This window comes from Kitasatospora sp. NPDC003701 (assembly GCF_053587085.1).
Genome location: NZ_JBSFNM010000009.1, coordinates 73,309 through 96,590 on the forward strand (window position 1 = coordinate 73,309; position 23,282 = coordinate 96,590).

General features: G+C 72.7%; 20 protein-coding genes. 16 read left to right on the plus strand and 4 right to left on the minus strand.

Features of this window, described 5'->3' with window-relative positions:
• Positions 1-54 precede the first annotated feature (54 nt).
• Positions 55-1,734, plus strand: coding sequence for an RICIN domain-containing protein (locus ACWDRR_RS11345; RefSeq protein WP_449771934.1), 1,680 nt, complete (start codon positions 55-57; stop codon positions 1,732-1,734).
• A 10-nt stretch (positions 1,735-1,744) separates the two neighbouring features.
• Here ACWDRR_RS11345 and ACWDRR_RS11350 read toward each other — a convergent pair whose 3' ends face one another.
• On the minus strand, positions 1,745-2,335 hold the full coding sequence (locus ACWDRR_RS11350) for a DUF4291 domain-containing protein (protein ID WP_449771935.1): 591 nt from the start codon (positions 2,333-2,335) through the stop codon (positions 1,745-1,747).
• A 181-nt stretch (positions 2,336-2,516) separates the two neighbouring features.
• Here ACWDRR_RS11350 and ACWDRR_RS11355 point away from each other — a divergent pair, with 181 nt between their 5' ends.
• From ACWDRR_RS11355 to ACWDRR_RS11365, 3 genes are all read left to right on the plus strand, one after another.
• A complete protein-coding gene (locus ACWDRR_RS11355; protein ID WP_449771936.1) occupies positions 2,517-3,788 on the plus strand; it encodes a hypothetical protein in 1,272 nt (423 codons plus the stop codon).
• Between the two features lie 104 nt (positions 3,789-3,892).
• Complete coding sequence (locus ACWDRR_RS11360; protein WP_449771937.1) at positions 3,893-4,381, plus strand: MarR family winged helix-turn-helix transcriptional regulator; 489 nt, start codon at positions 3,893-3,895, stop codon at positions 4,379-4,381.
• A gap of 93 nt (positions 4,382-4,474) precedes the next feature.
• A complete protein-coding gene (locus ACWDRR_RS11365) occupies positions 4,475-5,977 on the plus strand; it encodes a DHA2 family efflux MFS transporter permease subunit (protein WP_449771938.1) in 1,503 nt (500 codons plus the stop codon).
• A gap of 566 nt (positions 5,978-6,543) precedes the next feature.
• Here ACWDRR_RS11365 and ACWDRR_RS11370 read toward each other — a convergent pair.
• Together ACWDRR_RS11370 and ACWDRR_RS11375 are read right to left on the minus strand one after the other, a co-directional pair.
• The gene (locus ACWDRR_RS11370; RefSeq protein WP_449771939.1) at positions 6,544-7,932 is read right to left on the minus strand and encodes a helix-turn-helix domain-containing protein; all 1,389 of its coding nucleotides are present in this window, start codon (positions 7,930-7,932) and stop codon (positions 6,544-6,546) included.
• Positions 7,901-8,074: a hypothetical protein gene (locus ACWDRR_RS11375; RefSeq protein WP_449771940.1), complete on the minus strand. Its 174-nt coding sequence runs from the start codon at positions 8,072-8,074 to the stop codon at positions 7,901-7,903. The genes ACWDRR_RS11370 and ACWDRR_RS11375 overlap by 32 nt, the downstream gene beginning before the upstream one ends.
• 151 nt (positions 8,075-8,225) lie before the next feature.
• On the opposite strand from ACWDRR_RS11375, the gene ACWDRR_RS11380 reads away from it, so the two are divergent.
• The 4 genes from ACWDRR_RS11380 (at position 8,226) to yczR (ending at position 12,272) form a co-directional block, all read left to right on the plus strand.
• On the plus strand, positions 8,226-9,248 hold the full coding sequence (locus ACWDRR_RS11380) for a ParB/RepB/Spo0J family partition protein (RefSeq protein ID WP_449771941.1): 1,023 nt from the start codon (positions 8,226-8,228) through the stop codon (positions 9,246-9,248).
• 210 nt (positions 9,249-9,458) lie between these two features.
• A complete protein-coding gene (locus ACWDRR_RS11385) occupies positions 9,459-10,454 on the plus strand; it encodes an NAD(P)/FAD-dependent oxidoreductase (protein WP_449771942.1) in 996 nt (331 codons plus the stop codon).
• Between the two features lie 61 nt (positions 10,455-10,515).
• A complete protein-coding gene (locus tag ACWDRR_RS11390; RefSeq protein WP_449771943.1) occupies positions 10,516-10,839 on the plus strand; it encodes a hypothetical protein in 324 nt (107 codons plus the stop codon).
• A complete protein-coding gene (gene yczR, locus ACWDRR_RS11395; RefSeq protein WP_449771944.1) occupies positions 10,836-12,272 on the plus strand; it encodes a MocR-like transcription factor YczR in 1,437 nt (478 codons plus the stop codon). The genes ACWDRR_RS11390 and yczR overlap by 4 nt, the downstream gene beginning before the upstream one ends.
• Before the next feature lie 17 nt (positions 12,273-12,289).
• On the opposite strand, the gene ACWDRR_RS11400 is transcribed toward yczR, so the two are convergent.
• Complete coding sequence (locus tag ACWDRR_RS11400; protein WP_449771945.1) at positions 12,290-13,567, minus strand: MFS transporter; 1,278 nt, start codon at positions 13,565-13,567, stop codon at positions 12,290-12,292.
• A gap of 86 nt (positions 13,568-13,653) precedes the next feature.
• Here ACWDRR_RS11400 and ACWDRR_RS11405 point away from each other — a divergent pair, with 86 nt between their 5' ends.
• The 8 genes from ACWDRR_RS11405 (at position 13,654) to ACWDRR_RS11440 (ending at position 23,240) form a co-directional block, all read left to right on the plus strand.
• A complete protein-coding gene (locus ACWDRR_RS11405; protein WP_449771946.1) occupies positions 13,654-14,634 on the plus strand; it encodes an ArsR family transcriptional regulator in 981 nt (326 codons plus the stop codon).
• Between the two features lie 53 nt (positions 14,635-14,687).
• The gene (locus tag ACWDRR_RS11410) at positions 14,688-15,974 is read left to right on the plus strand and encodes an MFS transporter (protein WP_449771947.1); all 1,287 of its coding nucleotides are present in this window, start codon (positions 14,688-14,690) and stop codon (positions 15,972-15,974) included.
• Positions 15,975-16,410: 436 nt separating this feature from the next.
• The gene (locus ACWDRR_RS11415) at positions 16,411-17,112 is read left to right on the plus strand and encodes a hypothetical protein (protein WP_449771948.1); all 702 of its coding nucleotides are present in this window, start codon (positions 16,411-16,413) and stop codon (positions 17,110-17,112) included.
• Positions 17,113-17,201: 89 nt separating this feature from the next.
• On the plus strand, positions 17,202-18,458 hold the full coding sequence (locus tag ACWDRR_RS11420; RefSeq protein WP_449771949.1) for an ATP-grasp domain-containing protein: 1,257 nt from the start codon (positions 17,202-17,204) through the stop codon (positions 18,456-18,458).
• Positions 18,451-19,692, plus strand: a complete 1,242-nt coding sequence (locus ACWDRR_RS11425; protein ID WP_449771950.1) for an ATP-grasp domain-containing protein — start codon at positions 18,451-18,453, stop codon at positions 19,690-19,692. Before ACWDRR_RS11420 ends, ACWDRR_RS11425 begins: the two co-directional genes overlap by 8 nt.
• Complete coding sequence (locus tag ACWDRR_RS11430; RefSeq protein WP_449771951.1) at positions 19,689-20,429, plus strand: GNAT family N-acetyltransferase; 741 nt, start codon at positions 19,689-19,691, stop codon at positions 20,427-20,429. Before ACWDRR_RS11425 ends, ACWDRR_RS11430 begins: the two co-directional genes overlap by 4 nt.
• A gap of 183 nt (positions 20,430-20,612) precedes the next feature.
• On the plus strand, positions 20,613-21,953 hold the full coding sequence (locus ACWDRR_RS11435) for a hypothetical protein (protein WP_449771952.1): 1,341 nt from the start codon (positions 20,613-20,615) through the stop codon (positions 21,951-21,953).
• 66 nt (positions 21,954-22,019) lie between these two features.
• Positions 22,020-23,240, plus strand: a complete 1,221-nt coding sequence (locus tag ACWDRR_RS11440) for an ATP-grasp domain-containing protein (protein WP_449771953.1) — start codon at positions 22,020-22,022, stop codon at positions 23,238-23,240.
• Positions 23,241-23,282 lie beyond the last annotated feature (42 nt).

Sequence of the window (23,282 nt, forward strand, 5' to 3'; positions counted from 1 at the left end):
CGAGCCGTCCGGCGCCCCCGGTCGGGCGGTCCCCCACCCCGCAAGGAGTCACGTGTGATCAGGTCACGACTGTCAGGCGCGCGCAGACCCCGGTCGGTCGCGCGCCGCTCCCCGTACGGCGCGCTGCTCGCGACGGGCGCCCTCGTCGCCGCCCTCGGCCTGGCCGGCGCCCCCACCGCCCTCGCCGACACCGGCCCGGCCGCCGCCCCCGCCACCCGTCCGGCCGCGGTCGTCGCCCTCGGCGACAGCGCCATCTCCGGCGAGGGGGCCGGCACCGACACCGGTGACGGCTACTTCCCCGAGACCGACTCGCCCACCAACTACTGCCACCGGCACCCCAAGTCGGAGATCTTCGTCACCGGCATCCCGGACGTCACCCCGGTCGACCTGGCCTGCTCCGGCGCCCAGACCGGCGACCTGGTCAGCGACCCCGCGCTGGCCGCGATCACCGGCCCCGGCAGCGGGGACTTCGGCGAGCGCAAGCAGGACGTCCAACTCGCCGAGGTCGCGAGCACGTACGACGTCAAGCTGGTCGTCGTCACGATCGGCGCCAACGACGACTTCGACTTCAGCGGGATCATGATGCACTGCCTCGCGCAGTACTTCCCGATCCCCAAGGACCAGGGCTGCCGCGACACCCTCGGCAGCCAGGAGATCGCCGCACGGGCCGAGCGGGTCCGTCCCAAGGTCGTCGCGGCGCTGCAGAACATCCGTCAGACCATGCGGAAGGCCGGCTACGCCGACTCCGCCTACCAGCTGGTCTACCAGTCCTACTTCAACCCGATCACCCCGGACATCCGCCGCAACGACTACCTCGGCAAGATCGCCGACGGCTGCCCGGCGTTCCCCGAGGACCTCGCCTGGGGCCACAACTGGGTGGTGCCGCTCTTCAGCGACATGCTGCGCGGCGCGGCCGAGCAGGTGCCCGGCGTCCGGTACCTGGACCAGCGGCGGGTCGCCTTCGGCCACGAGGTCTGCGCCGAGTGGACCAGCTCCCCGTACGAGTACACCAACGGGGACGTCATCAACCTCTCCGAGTGGGTGCGCAACGGCTGCGACTCGCAGATCGGCATCCCCGGCCTCTGCATGAACATGGTCCGCCAGTCGTACCACCTGCGGGTGGCCGGCTACCGCGGCGAGGGCGTCTGCCTCGGCCAGTTCTACGCCCGGCCGGACCAGCAGCAGGCCTACTGCACCCTCAACCAGCAGAACACCACGTCCATCCAGCCGCTCACCCCCGGGAAGCCGTTCGCCGACGCACCCGAGGACGGCGCCTGGTACCAGCTCACCTCCGCCGCCGACGGCAAGGTGCTCGACCTCTCCGGCGGCGGCACCTACGGCGACTCCACCAACGGCCGCAGCGCCATCACCTACACCGCCACCGGCGGGCTGAACCAGTCCTTCGTCCTGGAGGCCAAGCAGGGCGGCAGCTACGAGCTGGACTTCAGCGGCAACCGGAACATGTGCCTGGACGCCAACGCGGGCTCCACCGCCCCCGGCACCCGGCTCCAGCAGTGGGGCTGCAACGGCGGCGGCAACCAGCACTGGGTCTTCGAGCCGGCCGGCGACGGCCGCTACAAGCTGGCCGACTCCCAGGACCGGAGCAAGGTCGCCACCGCGAGCGGCAGCCTCGACGCCAAGGGCAACACCCTGGTCGAACTCGCCACCGACACCGGCGCCGCCAACCAGCTCTGGCGGCTCACCAAGCTCGGCATCGTCTACCTGCACGGCTGACGGCACCCCACTACCCCGCCGCCGCCCCCAACCGGGCGGCGGCGGAGCCGTCCACCGGATACGCCGACTCGACCGGCAGCAGCGAGACGTCCCCACCGCGCCGGACGGCGTCGGCCAGCGGGGTGACGTCGGTGATCCGCGTGATCCACTCGTCCGCGTAGCGTCGCGCCGCCTCGCCGCGCAGGCCCACCTGGATCGCCCGCCGGGCCAGCGGCTGGAGCCCCGGGCCCCGGTCCGGATCCCACTGGACCCGGACCGGGCTCCGTCGCAGCTCCCGCTTCCAGTCGGCCTGCGACGCGTGCACCCGGCGGGTGTACGCGCTCAGCACCGCCTGCCCGAGCGCCCAGTCGAATCCGGCGCGACTGATCTCCAGGGCCAGCACCCGCTCCTGGCCCGGGCTGCGGGCCCAGTCGCTGCGGTGCATCAGCCAGAGGAAGGACGGCTTGATCCAGGTCATCCGGTCGCGGTCGAAGGCGGCCGGGAAGCGCCCGTCGGCCGCCGCCGGACCGGCGATCTCCGGAGCGAAGGCCTGGTAGACCGTGATCGTGTCGGCGGTGAAGGCCGCCCGGACCTGGCGCACGGGAGGGTGGTGGTCGGACATCCCGCGATCGTCCGGTGCGGGACCCGGTGGGCGCCACCCGTTTTCCCGCGAGGGTTCTCCTCCTCCGGGGGGTCCGGGACGGAAGGTTGGCGCGGGTCGTCGAACCCCAGTGCCGTAGGCTCGCTCGGCGGCGCGATCGTGGCCGCGCCGATCACGAGCGGGGGCGGGGAGTCCAGAGCTGATGAGCACGGCATCGAGTACATCGAGCACGGAACCGGCGAGCGCTGAGCCGCCCGGCGCCGGGGCGGCCCCGGGCGACGCCGAGCGGCAGGGGCGCTTCGCCGCCGCCGTGGACCGCTTCGCGCCCGCGCTCGGCGCGTACGCGGTGGTGAAGGCCACCGGCCTGACCGTCTTCCTGCTGCTGCTCTCGCACACCGGCGACTTCCTCAGGAAGGACCCGGGCCGCGGCGGCGGCGCCCAGCCCTGGGACGTGCTCGGCACCTGGGACGGCGTCTGGTACCAGCGGATCGCCGAGAACGGCTACGACCCGCAGCTGATCCCGCTGCACGGCTACCCGCTCGCCACCTACTACGAGAACTCGGCCGCCTTCTTCCCGCTCTACCCGTGGCTGATGCGCCTGGTCGGTGCCGTCACCGGCCTCGGCCCCTACGGCTCGGGCATCGCGGTCTCGGTGCTGGCCTCGTTCGTCGCGGCGGCCGGCATCTTCGCCGTCGCCGAGCGGCTCGGCGGTTTCCGGGCCGGTGTGACCGCCGCGGTGATCTGGGGCCTCTTCCCGGGCTCGGGGGCCGAGTGGGCGGTCTACTCGGACTCGCTGTTCGTCGCGATCTCCGCGTGGGCCTGCTACTGCGTGATGACGCACCGCTGGCTCGCCGCCGGACTGCTCGCCTTCGCGGCCGGTCTCAACCGGCCCACCGCCGCCGCCCTGATCGCGGCCGTCTCGATCTCCGCACTGGTGGCCCTGGTCCGGCGGACGGACGGCGTGGCGCGACCGCTGACCGCGATGCTGATCACCCCGTGGGGCCTGCTCTGGTACGTCGGCTGGGTCGGCTACCGGATGGACGACTGGGGCGGCTACTTCAAGCTGCAGCGCGGCGCCTGGAACCGCTACTTCGACTGGGGCGCCTCGACCTCCCGCACCTTCCTGGACGTGATCACCGGGCACTGGGACTTCTGGCAGTCGAACCCGGCGCCCGACCTCATCGCGGTGGCCCTGCTGATCGCCCTGCCCGGGCTGCTGGTGCTGCTGCTGCGCCTCCGGCCGCCGCTGGTGCTGGTGGTCTACACCCTGCTGACCGTCTTCACCGCGCTGAGCAGCAACCAGATCTTCGGCAACATCTCGCGCTACCTGCTGCCCGCCTTCCCGCTCTTCATCGGTCTGGCGATCGCGCTGCGCCGGGTGCGGGTGCCCACCCTGGTGGGCCTGTTCGCGATGCCGACCCTCGCGGCGGGCTGGTACGCGGGGTACGCGCTGTTCGAGCTCGGCATTCCGTAGACCGCGGCGGGGGTGCCGCCGGCCCCTCCGGAGGTCCGCGCCGCGCCCGGATTGGTTGCTCACGGGATCATCTGCCGGCAGACGGCCTTGCTACGCTCGGACGTATGACGACGAGCCCGGCCGTGCGCCAGATTCGAGACATCTCCGGTCTGCTGGACCACGCCAGCCACGTGCTGGCGACCCGGATGGCGGCCGCCTTCACCGAGCTGGGGATCACCCCCCGCGCCTACTGCGTGCTGTTCCACGCGCTGGAGTCCGAGCGCACCCAGATCCAGCTGGCCGAGCTGTCGGACCTGGACAAGACCACCATGGTCGTCACCGTGGACGAGCTGGAGAAGGCGGGCCTGGCGGAGCGCCGGCCGTCCGCCACCGACCGCCGGGCCCGGATCATCTCGGTGACCGAGGCGGGCGAGCGGGCCGTCGAGCAGGGCACCGCGATCGCCGACCGGGTCCACCGCGAGCTGCTGGAGTCGCTGCCCGAGCCCGACCGGACGATCTTCGTCTCGGCGCTGACCCGACTGGTGGGCGGGCATCTGGCGGAGCCGGTGGAGAGCGACCGGACGGTTCGGCGGGCCCGCCGCTCCCGGGGCTGAGCATCCCGAGAGGGACCATCCTGAGAAAGATAGTCCCGAACAAAACAATCTGTTAGTGTCATACCCGGTACTCGACGAACCGGGAGACCCGCCATGACCACGCATGCTCCGAGCGCCCCCGCCCCGCTCGCCCCCGCCCCCGCCCCGACCCGGGCCGCAGCGGCCCGATCCCGCGCCCTCGCCCTGGCGGTGCTCTGCGCGGGGATGCTGATGATCATCCTGGACGGCTCGATCGTCACCGTGGCCCTGCCGGCCATCCAGTCCGACCTCGGCTTCTCGTCCGCCGATCTGACCTGGACGGTCAACGCCTACCTGATCGCCTTCGGCGGTCTGCTCCTGCTGGCCGGCCGGCTCGGCGACCTGATCGGCCGCAAGCGGGTCTTCATCGCCGGGCTCGCCCTCTTCACCGCCGCCTCGCTGCTCTGCGCGGTCGCCACCGACCAGGGCATGCTGATCGCCGCCCGCTTCCTCCAGGGCGTCGGCGGCGCGATGGCCTCCGCGGTCAGCCTCGGCATGATCGTCACGCTCTTCCCCGAGCCGGGCGAGCGCGGCCGGGCGATCGGCGCCTTCAGCTTCGTCGGCGCGGCCGGCGCCTCGATCGGCCAGGTCCTCGGCGGCATCCTCACCCAGGCGCTCAACTGGCACTGGATCTTCCTGATCAACCTGCCGCTCGGCCTCGCCGCCGTCCTGCTCGCGGTGCGGGTGCTCGACGCCGACCGCGGCCCGGGTCTGCGGGCCGGTGCCGACGCCCTCGGCGCGGTGCTGATCACCGCGGCCCTGATGCTCGGCATCTACACCATCGTCGGTACCGGCGAGCACGGTTGGGCGTCCGCCCGCACCCTCGGCCTCGGCGCGCTCTCCGCCCTGCTGCTGGCCGGCTTCCTGCTGCGCCAGGCCCGCGCCGCCCACCCGCTGCTGCCGCTGCGGATGCTCCGCTCCCGGACCGTGGCCGGCGCCAACCTGGTCCAGGTCCTGGCGATCTCCGGGCTGTTCGGCTTCCAGATCCTGCTCGCGCTCTACCTGCAGAACGTCCTCGGCTACGGCGCGGCCGCGACCGGCCTCGCGATGCTCCCGGCGGCGCTCTCCATCGGGGCCGTGTCGCTGTTCCTCTCCGCCCGGCTGAACGCCCGCTTCGGCGAGCGCAACGTCCTGCTGGCCGGTCTGGCCCTGCTGGTCGCCGCGCTGGGGCTGCTCACCCGGCTGCCGGCCGACGCCGACTACCCCGTCCACCTGCTGCCGACCATGCTGCTGATCGGCGGTGGCGGCCTGGTGCTCTCCGGTCTGACCGCGCTGGGCATGTCGGGTGCGGGGGCGGCGGACGCGGGCGCCGCCTCCGGTCTCTTCAACACCACCCAGCAGGTCGGTGCGGCGCTCGGCGTCGCCGTCCTGACCACCCTCGCCGCCACCCGGACCGAGACGCTGACCGGCGCCGGGCACCCCGCCGCGGAGGCCCTGACCGGCGGGTTCCGGCTCGCGTTCACGGTCGCCGCCGCGCTGCTGGCGCTGGCCCTGCTGCTGACGGCCGTCGTCCTGAAGCCCGCGCGGTCCGCAGGGGCTCCGGGGTCCGCCGAGCAGCCCGTCGGGCCACTGCTCTGACTCTCCGTGATGACATTCGGGCCACCGGGGCGACCCCGGTGGCCCGCGGGGTTTTCAGGCCGCGACCGGGCCGCTTGTCAAGGATTCGGAGGGAATCCCGGGGCAATTTTCATGTGTGCTCAGGGGAATGTCGGCTATGCCTGCCTTCGTGGCGTTGCGACGCGCGCCGAAGCGGTCGGAGCTCCTCCGGATATGGGCATGAGGTGTGATCATCGCCAAATGCGGGACGGAATCCTCGGCGGCGCGAAAAGGGCGTTCGGCGGCGTGCTCGACTCCGTGCGGGGTGGGGCACGGAGGAGGCAGGACGATCCGGCCGACGGCGCTGGCGGCGGGGGGAGTTGCGCAGGCGGTGGGGGTGCGCGGCGGTGCGCGGGTGGCGGCGGCGCGCGGGTGGCGGCCGGCGGGGTCGGCACGGCGGTCACCGGGGCGGGGGCGCGGTCCGCGAGTGCTGAGCCGGGTTCTCCGGCCGGGGGCACTTCGCGTCGCGGCGTTCGAGCGGGGCCCGTTGCTCCGCCGGTGGGTCGGGATCGTTTACCGACGGTGACCGGAGGGCGGACCGGACCGGCTCAGGCGGGGCGTGCGGCCTGGGCCAGCGTGACGGCGAGGGAGCGCCAGACCTCGGAGGCGAGGTCGATGTTGGCCGCGTCCTGGGCCTGTTGGGCGAGTTGTTCCAGCTCCCGGATCGCGGCGTCGCGCTCACCGTTCAGGATGCGCAGCTGGTTGCGCAGCATGAGGTGCCGGACGCGGTCCCGAAAGGACAGGTGCTCGGGGTGGTCGCCGAGGCGTTCGCAGAGTTCCCGGGCGGCCGGGTGGTCGTCCTGGTGGAAGGCGAGGTGCGCCTGGAGGGTGAGGAACTCCTGCTGGTGGACCGGGAGGTTCAGCAGTTCGACGGCCGGGGCGGCCTCGCGGAGCCGGCGTTCGGCCTGGTCGGCGCGGCGCGGGTCCATCCGCAGGTAGAGCGAGGCGGCGGCGAGTCTCAGCCGCATCCAGAGCAGCAGTTCGTCGTTGCCGGCGCCCAGCAGGTCCATGGCCTGTTCCAGCAGGGCGGCGGCGTCGGCGTGTCTTCCCTGCCGGATGCGGATGCTGCCGGCCGTCCAGAAGGACTCGGCACGCAGGGCGACCGGGAGTTCGTCGGCCAGCCGGAGCACCTGGTCGGTGTGGTCCACGGCCTCGACCAGCCGGCCGGTCTCGGCCTCGACGGAGATCAGGACGAGCAGGGTGCGGGTCAGGTCGCTGCGGGAGAGCTGGTGCTCGGTCGCGAGGGCGTAGGCCTCGGTGGCGACCCGGTGGGCGGCGTGCGCGTCGCCGGTGGTCCTTTGACATCGCGCCAGCTGGACCCGGGCTCTGACCTGGAGGTGGGGGTGCTCGATCTGGTCGCTCAGCTCGGTGAGCGACTGCAGGGTGCTCTGCTGGTCCTGGCGGGCGCCGCTCTTGCGCTGGTTCTCGGCCAGCATCCAGAGGGACTGCCAGCGCAGTGCGGGGTGGGTGGGGGCGCCCTGCTGCACGGTGTCCAGCAGCAGTCGGGTGGCGTCCTCGGTGTCACACCCGGAGACCACCATGGCGAGCGTCTCGGCGGTACGGTCGGCCGGCTCGGCCTGGAACGAGGAGAGCGGCAGGTCCAGCTTGTCGCAGAGGTAGGCCACCGCGCGGTCGGTCGGCGGGCGGCTGCCCGACTCCAGACGTGAGAGGTAGGCGGCTGACATGCCGGGCCCTGTCAGCTGGGCCTGCGAGATGCCTCGGTTCTGCCGGATCGTCCGTAGCCGGATGCCGAAGTAGGGCTGTGGCAGGGTTTGGATGGACGTCTGGAGCATGGCGACGACACTGCCACAGCGCCACCGGCATTTGTCAAGCCCGCACCGGGGCCCCGGCAATTCTGTCAAACCGGGGCCCGGCGCGCGGCGGATCAGGGCTGGTCGGAGGGGCTCACGGCCACTCGATGTCGCCCTCCTTGCCATCGGGAACGACGATCGTGATGCCGGTTCCCGCCGTGGTCGTGGTGGCCGGGTGGCCCGACAGGGCATGGAGGTTCTGGGCCGCGCCGAATGCGAGGACCACCGCCAGACCGGTGAGCGCGAGAGAGCGGCGGAGTGTGTTCATCGTGCATTCCCTAGGGTTGTTCAGCAGTGAATCCTGGCGGCGGTACGGGCCGGCTTCCCCCCGATCACTCCGCAGCGGCAACGTAGCTCACCTCGGGTTCTTTGACAAGCATCTGCCAAAGAGATTGACAAACTTGGCAAGCAATCGAAGGGTGCTGTCTTATGAGGCGGTAGCGGAGAAGGGGGTGGTGGTGGTGACGGGGGCTGTCACGTCCGAAGTCAACAGCGTGCCGATCGCGGAGTTGAGGCCGGCCGACTCGCCGCGGCTCGCGGGCGAGGACAGCGGACATGTCGAGACGCTTGCCCAGAGCGGGACGGCCTTCGACCCGATCCTGGTGCACCGTGCCACCCGGCGGGTGGTCGACGGCATGCACCGGTTGCGCGCCGCCACCCTGCGGGGCGAGCGCCGGATCAGGGTGCGCTACCTGGACGGGCCGGAGGAGGAGATCTTCATCCGGTCGGTCGAGGCCAATGTGGCGCACGGCCTTCCGCTGACCCTGGGGGACCGCCGGGCGGCGGCCACCCGCATCCTCGGCTCCCATCCGGGCTGGTCGGACCGGGCGATCGCGCGCACCACCGGGCTGTCGCCGAAGACCGTGGGGGCGATCAGGCGCCGGTCGAGCGAGGAAAATCCTCAGTCGAGCGCCCGGGTCGGCCAGGACGGCCGGATCCGTCCGGTGGATCCCGTCGAGGGGCGCCGGGCCGCGGTCGCCCTGCTGACCGAACGGCCGGAGGCGACCCTGCGGGAGATCTCGCAGGCCGTCGGCATCTCGTCCAGCACCGCGCACGAGGTGCGCCGGCTGCTGCGGCAGGGGGAGGACCCGCTCCGGTTGGCCGGACGCGTCCCGAAGCAGGACCGCCGCGCCCTCCCGGCCCGCTCCGGCCAGGGTGCGCGGTCGCGGACCCCGGAGCCCGACCGGTCGGGCATCCTGGAGCGGCTCGCGAAGGACCCGTCGCTGCGGTTCACCGAGTCCGGGCGGCTGTTGCTGCGCTGGCTGGGCACCCATGACTTCGACGCGCGGACCGGCCAGGAGCTGATCGCCGCCGTGCCGCCGCACTGTGCCGCGGCCGTGGCCGACCTGGCGAGCAGTTTCGCGCGCGAGTGGAGCCGCTTCGCGGACGAGCTCGCCCAGCGGGCCGACGTCCCGGACGGTGGCCGCCCCAAGGCTTCTTGACGCTCGATCGGGAGCGTTGCGAGGATCGACGCGCTGCTGCCGTGAGTGCGACGAGAGCCACCGGCGTGGTGGCTCTCCGCGCGTTCGTCCCGCCTTCCTCCGTGCTCGGCGCCCGCAGCGCGTCGACACCGCGGGCCTCAGGTCCTGAGCCCGCGCCCTGGCCGGCCGGACCGCGCCCATCCCTGCTTCCGAACACCAAAGGAGACGGCCGTGGCGCCAGCCACCGAGTCCACTGTCGACATCGCCATCGTCGGAGCCGGCCCCGCGGGCCTGTACGGCGCGTACTACGCCGGGTTCCGCGGTCTGACCAGCGCGGTCATCGACGCGCTGGAGCAGCCGGGCGGCCAGGTGGCCGCGCTCTACCCCGAGAAGCGGCTGTACGACGTGGCCGGCCATGTCGCGGTCAAGGGGCGGGAGTTGATCGACAACCTGCTGGAGCAGGCCGCGACCTTCGAGCCGCGCTACCTGCTCGGCCAGACCGCGACGACCCTCGCGCCGCACGGCACCGGGTGGGAGATCACCACCGACGCGGGCAGCCGGGTGCTCGCCGGGGCGGTGGTGATCTCCGCCGGCATCGGCCGCGTGGTGCCCCGCACCCTGCCGTGCTCGCTGCCCTACGAGGGCCGGGGCGTCGCCTACCACGTGCCCCGGCTGGAGGAGCACCGCGACCGCGACGTGGTGATCGTCGGCGGCGGCGACAGCGCGGTGGACTGGGCGCTCGCGCTGGCCCCGATCGCCCGGTCGGTCACCGTCGTCCACCGGCGCGGCAGCTTCCGGGCCCACGAGCACAGCGTGAAGCAGCTGTACGCCGCGCCGGTGCGGGTCGTCACCGACGCCCAGGTCACCGCCTGCCACGGCGCGGACCACCTGGAGGGCGTGACCGTCCACAGCCCCGAGGGCGGGCTGGAGCTGCCCGCGCAGGCCCTGGTCGCCGCGCTCGGCTTCTCCTCCCAGCTGGGCCCGATCGCCGACTGGGGCCTGGCGCTGGAGCACCGCCAGATCCTGGTCGACGCCGCGATGCGGACCAGCCTGCCGCAGGTCTACGCGGTCGGGGACGGCTGCACCTACGAGGGCCGGGTCCCGCTGATCTCGGTCGGCTTCGGCGAGGCCGCCACCGCGGTGAACCACGCGGCCGTGGCGCTGCGCCCTGGCGCCCAGCTCGCCCCGGAGCACTCCTCCGACTTTCCGCAGTCCGGTCCGGCCTGAGCCGACGACCGCCCCGACGCGCCCCGGCGCGTGCCGCCACACCGATGAGAGGAAGCCAATGATGACGACACCTCAGATTGAGTCGGGCCAGTTCAGCGACGACGTGATCCCCGGAGTGGTCGACGGGACGGTCACGGCCACGCTCGACGCGGAGGGCAACGTCTCCCTCCACGTCCTGGTCGGCCGGCACGGCCGCAACTCCGAGCGGTGCGACCGCATCGAGTTCATCCTCACCGAGGAGAACGCCCGGCAGCTGGGCGCGATGCTGACCAACGCCACCGCGGCCCGGACCGGTCCGGTGCCCTGCTCGGTGGGCGTCCGGCTGAACTCCCCCTTCAGCGGGACCGAAGCGGACCTCGCCTCCGCCGGTCCGTCGGCGCGTTGAGCTACGCGCTGACGGCCTCCCAGGTCGTTCGCATGCTCGGTGACTGGCGGGCGGCCGGGCCGGCCTACGCGGACCTGGCGGAGGCGTTCCAGGTGCTGATCTCCGACGGCCGGCTGCCGGCGGGGGCCCGGCTCCCGGCCGAGCGGACCTTCGCCGCCCAGTGCGGGCTCAGCCGGAACACCGTCACCGCGGCCTACCGGATCCTGCGCGAGCGGGGGTTCCTGGCCAGCGACCGCGGGGCGGGCTCGTTCGTCCGGCTGCCGGAGCCCGGACCGCGGACGCGGGCCCCGTACTCCCTGGCGGCCCGCGGCGCCGGGTCGATCGACCTGGCGGTGGCCTCGCTGCCCGCCCCCGAGGCCGTCCTCGGTGCCGCGACCAGGCTGGCCGCCGGCGACCTCGGCCGGTACTCGCACCTGCTCGGCTACGACGTGGCGGGCGTGGCCGACCTCCGCCGGGCGATCGCCGAGGACTTCACCCGGCGCGGTGCCCCGACCGATCCCGGCCAGATCCTGGTGACCGCCGGCGCCGACCACGCGCTCGGCCTGCTCATCCGCCTGCTCTCCCGCCCGGGCGAGGCGCTGATGACCGACAGCCCGACGTACCCCAACGTGATCGACCTGACCAGGGCGCTGGGCCGCCGGCTGCTGACCGTGGGCCTCGGCGCCGACGGCTGGAACACCGACGTCTGGAAGTCCGCACTGCGCCAGGAGGCACCGCGGCTGGCCTATCTGGTGCCGGACTTCCACAACCCGACCGGTCTGGTGATGCCGGACTCCGCGCGGTCCGCGATCGTCGAGGCCTCGCGCCGCTCCGGCACCTACCTGGTGGTCGACGAGGCGCTGCGCGAACTCGCGCTCGACGGCGGGGAGCCGCCCCCGCCGATGGCCTCCTACTCGACGCCCGATCACATCATCACCATCGGCACCATGAGCAAGACCTGCTGGGCCGGCCTGCGGGTGGGCTGGATCCGCGCCTCCAAGCCGGTGATCGCCCGGCTGATCGGGCTGCGCAACCTCGTCGACACCGGCAACTCGCTGCTCACCCAGCTCATCGGGCTGCGGGTGCTGGAGTCCGGGGCCGGCCTGCTGCGGGAGCGGCGGGAGCTGCTGCTGGAACGCCGCCGGGTCCTGGTGAACCTGCTGGCGCGGGACTTCCCCGACTGGCGGTTCTCCGTGCCGCACGGCGGTCTCTCGCTCTGGGTGGACCTCGGGGCCCGGCTGGGCTCGCCACTGGCGCAGGCGGCGGGCCGGCGCGGGGTGGAGATCCTCTCCGGGGGCCGGTTCGGCGTGGACGGCACGCTGGAGAACCACATCCGGATCCCCTTCGTCGCCGACGAGCGGACGCTGGTCGCGGGCTGCGAGCGCCTCGCGGAGGCCTGGCGGGAGGTCCTGCTGACCGGCCGGGGGAACCGGCGGGCGCAGGCGGCGGCCTGATGCCGGCGGGGCCGCCGTCACGGCGCCAGCGCCAGCGGCGCCCCGCCCGCCGCCGCGGGCGCGCTCGGCAGTTCGCGCATCCGCCGCAGCGGCGAGAGGAGGACCGGCAGGACGGCGAAGAGCTCGCCGACGACGCCCACCCACATCGCCTGCCGGACGCCGATGCTCTGCCCCAGCACGCCGCCGATCAGCGCGCCCAGCGGCATCGCGCCCCAGACCAGGAAGCGCACCGTCGCCGTCATCCGGCCCAGCAGCGGCTTGGGGCAGAGCTGCTGGCGGAACGCCACCCCGGTGATCTTGAAGGTCATGAAGACCACCCAGCCCAGCGCCTGGAGCGCCAGGGCGACCGCGAACCGCCAGTCGGCCTGGTACATCGGCAGGGCCAGCAGCCACAGCACGGCGCTGGTGATCATCGCCGCGCACATCGCCGGCCCCTGGCCGAACCTGGTCACGATCCGCACCGTGACCAGGCTCCCGATCAGGCCGCCGACGGCCTCCGCGGTGAACACCAGCCCGCACAGGAACGGCGACAGGTGGAGCTCGCCGGCGAGCAGCACCAGCAGCATCGAGGCGCCGATCGTGCCGCACATGTTGGAGATCGCCGCGGTGAGGGTGATCGACCGCAGCAGCCTGTCGCCGAAGACGAACCGCAGCCCCTCACCGATCTCGGCCCGCAGGCTCGCGTCCGGACGGATCTCGGGCCGCTCCTCGGGCCGCCTGATCCGGCCCACGAAGAGCGCCGAGAGGACGAAGCTCACCGCGTCGACCACGATCGCCACCGGCGCGGTCAGCGCCCCGACCAGCACCCCGCCCACGCCCGGCCCGCCGACCTGGATGGTGCTGCGGCTGGCCTCGATCTTGACGTTGGCCTCCACCAGCTGTGCGTCCTCCACCAGGTGGGGCAGGTAGCTGCCGTGCGCCGCGTCGAAGAACGCGGTGCAGACCGACATCCCGAAGGCCACCCCGTACAACTGGAGGAGCGTCAGGCCGTCCAGCCAGGAGGCGATCGGGACGGAGGCGAGCAGCAGGGCCCGGCCCAGGTCGCCGAGGACCATCACGCGCCGCCGGCGCACCCGGTCCACCCAGGCACCGGCCGGCAGGCCGATGAGCAGGAACGCCAGGTACTCGAAGGTCACCAGCAGGCCCGCCTGGAAGGGCGTGGCGTGGAGCGTGCCGATCGCGACGAGCGGAAGGGCGATGAGCGTGACGGCCGTTCCCGCCTGGCTCACCGAGTCGGCCGCCCAGAACCGACGGAAGTCGGTATGGCGGAAGAGACTGGTGCGAGGCGCTGTCATGGCCGCCAACACCACCACTCTGGAGCCGGAACGGCCATTGTTTTAGTCTGGGCGAAAACCTCGCACGGCGGGCGGAGGACGAGGCCATGGGTGAACTGCGGTTCGGCGTGCACGACATCGTCAACATCAAGTTCGCGATCTCCCCGCTCTGGGAGACGGTCGCCAGCCTCCGGGCGGTTGCCGATCCGGGCCGGCACGTCGTCCACCTCCCCTGGATCAGGCGGGCGTTGGCGCTGCGGCAGGACCGCGCGCTGGTCCTGCGCACGGCGCCGCTCTCGGCCCTGCTGCTGCCCCTGCACGACGACGGGCCCGCGTTTCTGACGCCCCCTCCGCGCTGCCCGCTGGCCGAGATCGAGGAGGAGCTCGCGATCCTGCTGGCCACCCCGGACGAGGAGGTCCGGGCCGGTCTCGGCGCGGCCTGCCCGGTGCGGCCCCGGTCGCCGTTCGGGCGCCGGCTCGCCGAGGACCCGGAACGGGCGCTGCCCGAACTGGCCGACGCCGTGCACGCCTGGTGGCTGGCGGCGGTCAAGCCGCACTGGCCGCGGATCCGCGCCGTGCTGGAGGCGGACATCGCCCACCGCACCCGCCGGCTCGCCGAGGACGGCATCCAGCAGGTGCTGGGCGGTCTGCACCCGAGCCTGCACTGGGCCGGGGACCGCCTGGTCTCGCCGGACCTCCCGGCCGCCGGGCTCGACCTGGGCGGCGCGGGCATCACCCTCACCCCCAGCGCCTTCGCCGGCCGCTGCCACCTGCTGCCCGCCCGGCGGTCGACCCCGCCCGGCGCGGTCTACCCGTCCCGGGCGCTCGGGGTGCTCTGGGAGCGCCGGGAGAGCGCGGGCGACGGCCTGGCCCGGCTGCTCGGCCGCAGCCGGGCCCAGCTGTTGGCCTGTACCAGCTCGCCGACCACGACCACCCAGCTGGCCGCCCGCACCGGGCTCAGCCTGGGCGCGGTCTCCCAGCACCTCGCGGTGCTGCGCGACGCCGGACTGGTGACCAGCCACCGGTACCGGCGCGAGGTGAATTACACGGTCAGTGACCTGGGGACGGCCCTCTTGCAGCAGGCGTAGTTCCGGGCGGTATCGCGTTGACAGACCGACCGGCCGCGCAGCATGCTCCTCTGGTGTCCCAATCGAGCCCGGCGCCCAAAAAGAGCCTGATTTCCCACCACGATTTCCGGCAACTCTGGGCCGGCCAGTCCATCAGTCAGATCGGCTCGGCGGTGACGCTGCTCGCGCTGCCGTATCTGGCGATCAAAGAGCTGGACGCCACGCCTTTCCAGGTGACACTGCTCACGATGTTCCAGTACCTCGCATTCCTGCTGCTCGGCCTTCCGGCCGGCGCCTGGGTCGATCGAATGCGGCACCGCCGGGTGATGATCGTGGGTGATGTGGGCCGCGCGATTCTGCTCGGGTCCATTCCGGTCGCCCACGCCTTCGACGCGCTCACGCTGACCCAGCTCTACGCCGTCACCTTCGGCACCTCGGTGCTCACCCTCTTCTTCGACGTGGCCTACCAGAGCGTGCTGCCCTCGCTGGTGGCCGACGAGCAGCTGGTCGAGGGGAACGCCAAGCTCGAAGCGACCCGCAAGGTGGCCGAGGTCGGGGGGCCCGGTCTGGCCGGCGCGGTGATCAACGTCCTCAGCGCCCCGCTGGCGATCGCGGTCAACTCGGTCAGCTTCCTGGGCTCCGCGCTCTTCCTGACCCGCATCCGCCGGCCCGAGCAGCGGCCGCAGGCCCGCCCGGACGGCAACCTGCGCAAGGAGATGGGCGAGGGGCTGCGCTTCGTGCTCGGCCACCCGATCCTGCGGCCGATCGCCGCCACGGCGACGATCTCCAACCTGTGGGGCACCATCGGCATCTCGCTGCTGGTGGTCCTGCTGGCGGACACCCTGCACCTGTCGGCCCTGCTGGTCGGCCTGGTCTTCAGCGCCGCGGCCCTGGGCGGCATCGCCGGCGCGGTGCTGGCGGAGCGGGTAGTCGCCCGGCTGGGCCAGGGGCCGGCGATCTGGATCTGCATGGTCGCCAGCACGGTCTGCTGGTTCCTCGCCCTCCCGCTCTACCAGGACGACTGGCGGCTCGCCCTCGGCATCGTGCTGCACGGCCTGGGCTGGATCCCGTTCATCATCTACAACGTCACCCAGGTCAGCTTCCGGCAGCGGGTGACCCCCAAGCACCTGATGGCCCGGATGAACGCCACGATCCGGTTCATGGTCTGGGGCGTGGTGCCGATCGGCGCCCTCCTCGCTGGCGTGCTGGCCGAGGAGTACGGCGTCCGGGCGGCGATGTGGGTGGGCGTGGTCGGCGAGCTCTTCGCCGTCCTGCCGGTCGTGATCTCGCCGCTGCGCTCGATGCGGGAGCTTCCGACCGCGCCGGCGGACGAGCCCGCGGCGGCCCCCGCCACCGTGTGACCTCCGCTTTCCTCCGGCCCTCCGCCGCCGGGTGATCATCGCTTTCCTCCGGCCCTCCGCCGCCGGGTGAACTCCGCTTTCGCCCGGCCCTCCGCCGCCGGGTGATCATCGCGCCCGCCGCGCCGCCCCGCGCATTCGCGCACTGTTTCTCCGGCGGCGGGTCCCGGTGGTTCCCGATTTCACCCGCCGGTCGTTTCTCCGACCCTCCGGTAATTCCTCGGCCCGTGGCCGGCCCGCTCCACCGGGCCGGCCACGGGCCTATTCGTGTGCCGACCGCCCGGAGCCATGGTGCCAAGGATGGCGAATTGGCACTGTCCGAGCACCGCGCCGGTTGCTAGCGTCCTTATCGACGGGGAATGCGCCATTGAGCCGCACATTCGGAGCAGTATGTGGCGCCTCCCTGACATGGCAGCGCATTGGTACTAGGAGGAAACAAGTGGCAGCGGAAACCCTGGACCGCGAGAAGCTGGAAAACCTCGCGGCCGAGCTGATCGAGAAGCAGTTCCAGCGCGTTCCCAAGATGCGCGAGCTGCACGCCGGCGAGTGGACGGACCGGGACTTCTACATCCGTCACATCACCGAGACCGTGCTTCGCATCCGTCTGAACAACGAGGTCGACACCTACGCCCTCTTCAAGGTCGGTTCGAAGGACGACACCCTCGCCGCCCACCTCGCCAAGTACCTGGCGGAGGAGTTCGGTCACGAGAGCATGTTCACCCGTGACCTCTTCAAGTTCGGTCTGACCCAGGAGGACATCGACGCCACCGATGTGTTCCCGGCGACCAAGAAGCTGATGGGCTACCTGCGCCTCGAGGCCGACTCGCGCGGCCCGGCGCCCACGACGGTCTGGGACTGGCTGGTCGAGTGGTACTCGGACCGCTACAACCCGACCATCACGAACAAGGCCGCCGAGGACTTCGGCCGCGAGTTCGTCGCGGGCACGGCGACCCACATCGAGTTCGACGAGTCGCACGACCACGACGAGCTGATGTTCCGTACGGTCGCCCGCGCGGTCGAGGTGTTCGGCACCCCGAAGCAGGCGTACCAGGACCTCGCGACCTTCGTGGAGCTCATCGGTGACTACTTCGCCGAGCTCTACGAGCTGACCGTGGGCAGCAAGCAGCCCGCCGGGGTCTGAGTGAGAACGGCACGGGCGCGGCCTCGCGCCGCGCCCGTGCCGGCCGCCCCTGATCATGTCGCGCACCCGTCCGTGAGGGTTGAACACTGATGTCTGAACAACTGCCCGCCCCGCGCGGGCGCGTCCTGATCGTCGAGCCGAGCTCGTCAGGGGTCGCCCTGCTCGCGGAGGCGCACGCGCTCGGTTTCGAGACCGTCGTGGCGTCGGCGGACGTCGACGACCGTCGCCTCCCGGACGCGGCCCGCGCCCACGTCGACCGCCTGGTCGTGGTGGACACCAACGACGAGCAGGCGCTGGCCGAGGCCGCCGCCGCCCTCCACGCCGAGCGCCCGCTGGCGGGCATCGTGCCGGGGTTCGAGTTCTACGTGGACACCGTGGCGCGACTGGCGCCGGCCCTGGGCCTGCCCGGTCTGCGGGCCGACACCGCGCGGGGGCTGCGCAACAAGGCCACCATGCGCCGGCTCGTCGAGGCGGCGGGGCTGCGGGTACCGCGGCACGCCGAGGCCACCGACGAGCAGGAGCTCCTCGCCGCCGCGGCCCACGTCGGCTACCCGGCGGTCCTCAAGCCCACCGAGTCCGCGGGCAGCATCCACGTCAGCCGCGTCGACTCGCCCGAGCAGCTCCTCGCCGCCTTCCGCAGCCTGCGCGCCGACCACCGCACCGACCTCGGCCGGGTCCTCGACGGCCCGGTGCTGCTGGAGGAGTACCTGGACGGTCCCGAGGTCAGCGTCGAGGGGTACGTCGAGGACGGCCGCGCCGTCGTCCTGGCGGTCACCACCAAGATGCTCGGCCCGGAGCCCTACTTCGTGGAGCTCGGCCAGATCATGCCGCACCCGGCGGCCCCGGAGGCCAAGGCGGCCATCGACGCCTACGTCGCCGGCGTCTGCGAGGCGCTCGGCGTCACCCGGGGGCCGTTCCACTGCGAGCTGCGGCTGCCGGCGGGGGAGCCGGTCCTGATCGAGCTCGGCGCCCGGCTGGCCGGCCACCGCATCCCGAAGCTGGTGGAGGCCGTCACCGGGATCTCCCAGGTGCGGATCATGCTCGCCGGCTACACCGGCCTGAGCGCCCAGGACGTGGGTGCCTCCTCGGCGCCGACCGCCAAGTACGTGGGCATCGCCTGCTTCACCGCCTACGGGCTGACGCAGTACCAGGACATCGAGGGTCTGGACGAGTTGCGCGCCCATCCGGACACCCTGGAGGTGCAGCTCTACGTCCGGCCGGGGGAGCCGATCCCGCCGGCCGAGGACTTCCGCTGCTTCCTCGGCCATGTGGTCTACAAGGCCGAGTCGTACGAGGACGCCGCGACGCGCTGGCACGCCGTCCGGGACGAGGTGCGCTTTGTCTAGTCGAGAGATCCCGCAGTACCTGGTCATCAACCGCTTCGACGACGAGTTCGGCGAGTACCACCGGTTCGTCGAGCCGGGCAGCTGCCGGCTGGCGTACATCACGCTGCCCTGCGGCCTGCCGATCCTGGACGAGGAGAGCGCCCTCGACCTCGTCGTGGTCGACGACCTGGAGATCGGGACGCTGCTGCCCGTCGCCCGCCGGCTGGCCGAGCTGCACGGCGGCTTCGACGCCGTCGTCGGCCCCTCGGAGTACGACGTGCTCTCCACCGCCCAGCTGCGGGTGGAGCTCGGAGTCCCGGGCTGGGAGCCGGAGTTCGTGACCGCCTTCCGCGACAAGGCCCGGATGAAGGACATCGTCGGCGGTGCGGGGCTGCGGGTGCCGCGGTTCTGCCGGCTGGACGCGGACAGCACCGCCGCCGGGATCGCCGCCGAGGTCGGGCTGCCGCTGATCCTCAAGCCCCGGGCCGGCTGGTCGGCGCGCGGCGTGGTGCTCGTCCGCGACGAGGCCGAGCTGGCCGCGCTCCTGGTCGAGCAGGGCGCGGAGCTCGACGGCTTCGAGTGCGAGGAGTACGTCGAGGGCGCGATCCTGCACGTGGACGGCATCCGCCGGGGCGGCAAGTTCCACTTCGTCAGCGCGTCGGAGTACATCAACACCTGCCTGGACTTCCTGACCGGCACCCCGCTCGGGTCGGTCCTGCTCGACGCGGGCCCCCGGCTGGACCGGGTCGCCGAGTTCACCGGCGGCTGCCTGGACGCCCTGGACCTCGTCGACGGCCCGTTCCACCTGGAGCTCTTCGACACCGCCGGCGGGGAGCTGGTCTTCCTGGAGGTCGGCCTGCGCCCGGGCGGCGCCGAGGTGCCCTTCGTGCACCGCGACCTGTTCGGCATCGACCTGTTCGCCGAGGCGTTCCGGGCCACCATCGGCCTGCCGCCGGCGGTGGCGGCCGAGGCGCTGCCCGTCGGGGTCGCCGGCGGCTGGGTCAGCATCCCCGAACCGCGGCCGTACCCCAGCACGGTGGTGTCCCGCACCTCGCTGCTGGACACCGTGGACGAGGTGTACGCGGAGGTCGTCCCCGAGGTGGGCACCGTCTTCGACGGCACCGGCGGGTACGAGCACATCGGCGGTCGCTTCCGGCTGCGCGGCACCGACCACGCCGCCGTGCGGCGCGCGGCGCTCGCGGTGATGGAGCGCTACCGGCTGGTGGTCGAGCACGAGGGGCCGGCCACGCGATGACCTCTGCTCTCACCAGCCCGGTCGGGATCCTGATCGCCCGGGGCGGGCCGGACATCGACGAGGTGAAGATCCGCCGGGCCACCGCCGCCCACCTGGCGGCCGTCGGCGAGCTGATCCGGTCGGCGGGTGCCGCCCTGCCGGACCGGCCGGAGGCCTTCCACGCCGAGCGGATCGAGGAGTTCTGCCTGATCGAGCAGCTCGGCACGGTGGTCGCCTGCGTCGGTGTCCACCGCACCGACGACGGCGCCGAGTTGTACGACCTGGCGGTGGCGCCGGCCAAGCGGGGCATCGGCCTCGGCCGGCTGCTGGTGGCCTCCGTGCTGCTGATGCTCAGCGGCGAGCCGGTGACGGAGGTCCGGGTGGAGCCGGGCGGGGCCCGGGAGTGGTTCACCGGGCTCGGCTTCACCGAGGTGTCGCCGACCGTCCTGCGCCGGGACACCGCCGGCGGCTATGACGCGCTGGAGACCCTGGGCCGGATCGCGGACATCCAGATCGAGTTCCAGCGCTCGGGCAGGACGCTGCGCTGGGAGCCCTCCTCCACCGCGCTGCTGATGTTCGCCCAGCGCGGCGGGCTGAAGCCCGAGTCGCTCTGCTGGGCGGGTGTGTGCGGGACGTGCGCCGTCCGGATCAAGCGCGGCACCGTCAGCTACAACACCGATCCCGGCGTCGACCCCGAGGACGACGAGGTGCTGCTCTGCATCACCCGGCCGGTCACCGATCTGGTGCTGGACCTCTGAACGCGCCCGGCGCCGGCCCGAGGGGCCGGCGCGGGGCGGTGGTCGGTGCGGGGCCGGGTGCGGGAGCGCCGGCCCGGGGTGACACGTGCGGGACGCCGGCTCGGGGGGCCGGCGCCCCGCATGCGGCAGTGCGGGACGCGAGTAGGAACCGAGTACGGAGAACGTGATGACGGAGAAGCGACGATGACCAACCGTGTGACCGAGGCGTACAACGCCGCCTGCAAGATCCCGGGCAACGGCCTGGTCGACGTCATGCGCACGCTGGCGGCCGACCCGGCGATCCCGACCTGGAAGCGCCCCTACCCGCCGCGCCCCAACTTCGTCGAGGAGCGCGAGATCCGCGCGTTCGCCGACGACCTGATGGCCCTGCTGGGGATGCTCACCACGCTGCCCGACCGGCTCTTCGACGGCGACCTCGACCGCTTCCTCGACGCCGTCGGCGTCCACGGCGCCCGCGCCGAGCTGATGCGCCGCCACGCGGACCGGACCCCGGTGGTCTTCGGCCGCGCCGACGTCTACCACGACGGCGACGCCTTCAAGCTGCTGGAGTTCGGCATCGGCAGCGACCTCGGCGGCTGGGACTGGGCCGGCGAGGTGCCGCGCGGCCTGCTGGAGATCGACGCCTTCGCGGCGTTCGCCCGGGAGCACGGCCTCGGCTACGTGCACACCGGCCGGGAGACGGTGCGCACCATCAAGGAGGCCGCCAAGGCCATCGCGGGCGACCGCGAGCCGGTCGTCGCGATCATCGAGGGCCCGGGCGGGCTCGACACCTTCGGCGCGGCCACCTGGTACAACGTGCACCGCGTCATGCGCGGCCTCGGTCTGGACCTCCACCTCGGCGAGCTCGACGACCTCGAGGTGAAGGACGGCCGGCTGGTGCTGGACGGCCACGTCATCGACGTGGTGTGGCGCGCCTTCGACACCGACCAGCTGCTGGAGGACCCGGCGTTCGTCGAGCTGGCCGAGCCGGTCTTCCGGGCCCACGAGGCGGGCCGGGTGCTGCTCTGGCACACCCTGCAGAGCAACCTCTTCGGCGAGAAGGGCTGCATGGCCCTGCTCTCCGACCCGCACTACGCCGGCGGCTTCACGGCCGAGGAGCGCCGGGTCATCGACCGCGCGCTGCCCTGGACGCGGTCCCTCCAGCGCGCGGAGGACCTGCTGGTCCCCGGCCGCCTGGACGACCTGATGGCGCGCCGCGACACCCTGATCCTCAAGCCCAACAACCTCTTCGGCGGACACGGCGTGGTCGCCGGCTGGGAGACGGCCGAGGACGCCTGGCGCACCGCCCTCACCGAGGGCGCGGCCGCGGGCTGCGTGGTGCAGGAGCGGGTCGTCCCGCGCACCGAGTTCATGGTCGACCCGGCGACCGGCGAGGAGAAGCCCTGGCAGACCCTCTGGGGCGTCTTCTACCAGCCGGACGGCTACGCCGGTGCCCAGGCCCGGGTCGTCCCGGCCGGCTCCACCGAGGTCATCGGGCACCGCTCCATCGACCAGGTCCACACCGGATCGGTGCTGACGTACTGAGCCGTCCGCGCCGAACCGCCGTACACAATCAGGATGGGTGAAGTGAGAACGTCGGAAGACCACGGAATGTCACACGTCATCGTGATGAACCGTTGGAAGGACACCTACGCCGACTACGCGGCCTACATCGACCACACGCGGTGTGCCGTCACGTACATCACCAGCCCGCTCGGGCGCGGAGCCGTCCCCGAGGGCGCGGCCGAGGTCGTGACCCTGGACGACATCCAGGACCTCGCGCAGCTGCGCGCCGCCGTCCTGGGCCTCGCCGAGCGCCACGGCGCCCCGGACCGCCTCATCACGCTCAAGGAGGAGGACCTGGAGAACGCCGCCGTCGTCCGGGCCGAGCTCGGGCTCCCCGGCATGCGGCTCGACGAGGTCCTGGCGTTCCGCGACAAGGTGGTCATGGGCGAGCGGATCGCCGCTGCCGGCCTGCCGATCCCGGCCTTCGCCGCGGTGTCCTCGACCGAGGACATCACCGCCTTCGCCGCCGAGCACGGCTGGGACCTCGTGGTGAAGCCGCGCGACGGCAGCGGCAGCGCGGGCGTCGTGGTGATCTCCGGCCCGGAGGACCTGGCGCGCATCGAGTTCGGCCGCTGGAAGCTCATGGTCCAGGTGCGCAACCCGCACCTGATCTGCCACGTGGACGGCATCTTCGACGGCGAGCGGCTGCTGGTCTGGCGCGGCTCGCGCTACGTCAACACCTGCCTCGACTTCGCGCACGGCACCTTCTACGGCTCCATCGAGGAGGCCGACCCGGAGCTGCACCGGATCATCGGCGAGGCGACCGAGCAGTACATGCGGGCGCTGACCGACCGGGCGACCCCGTTCCACCTGGAGCTGTTCCTGGAGGAGACCGACACCGGTGCCACCTGCTCCTTCCTGGAGACCGGTGCCCGGGTCGGCGGCGCGGAGACGCCGTTCCTCTGGCGCGAGGTGCACGGGTACGACCTGATGAAGGCGGCGTTCCACCTCCAGCTCGGGGTGCCGCTCCAGGAGGGCGTCGACTGGGCCGTCCAGGACGTCGCGGGCTTCCTGGTGGTCCCGGCGCCGGCGCCCCGGCCGTGCCGCTTCACCCAGATCACCTCGATGGTCGGGCGGGTCCCGGGCCCGTACGCCGAGTCGCTGGCCAAGGTGGGCGACGTCCTGCCGGTCGCGCACGGCTACGAGCACGTCGGCGGGCGCTTCCGGTTCCGCGGCGCCAGCGCCGAGGAGGTCATGGAGTCGATCACCGAGACGTTCAAGGGCTACACCGTCGCGGCGGAGACCGTGGAAGCCGCCGCGGTGTGACGGCGCCCCGGGAGCTCGGTGTCCGGATCTCCAACCGCCCCG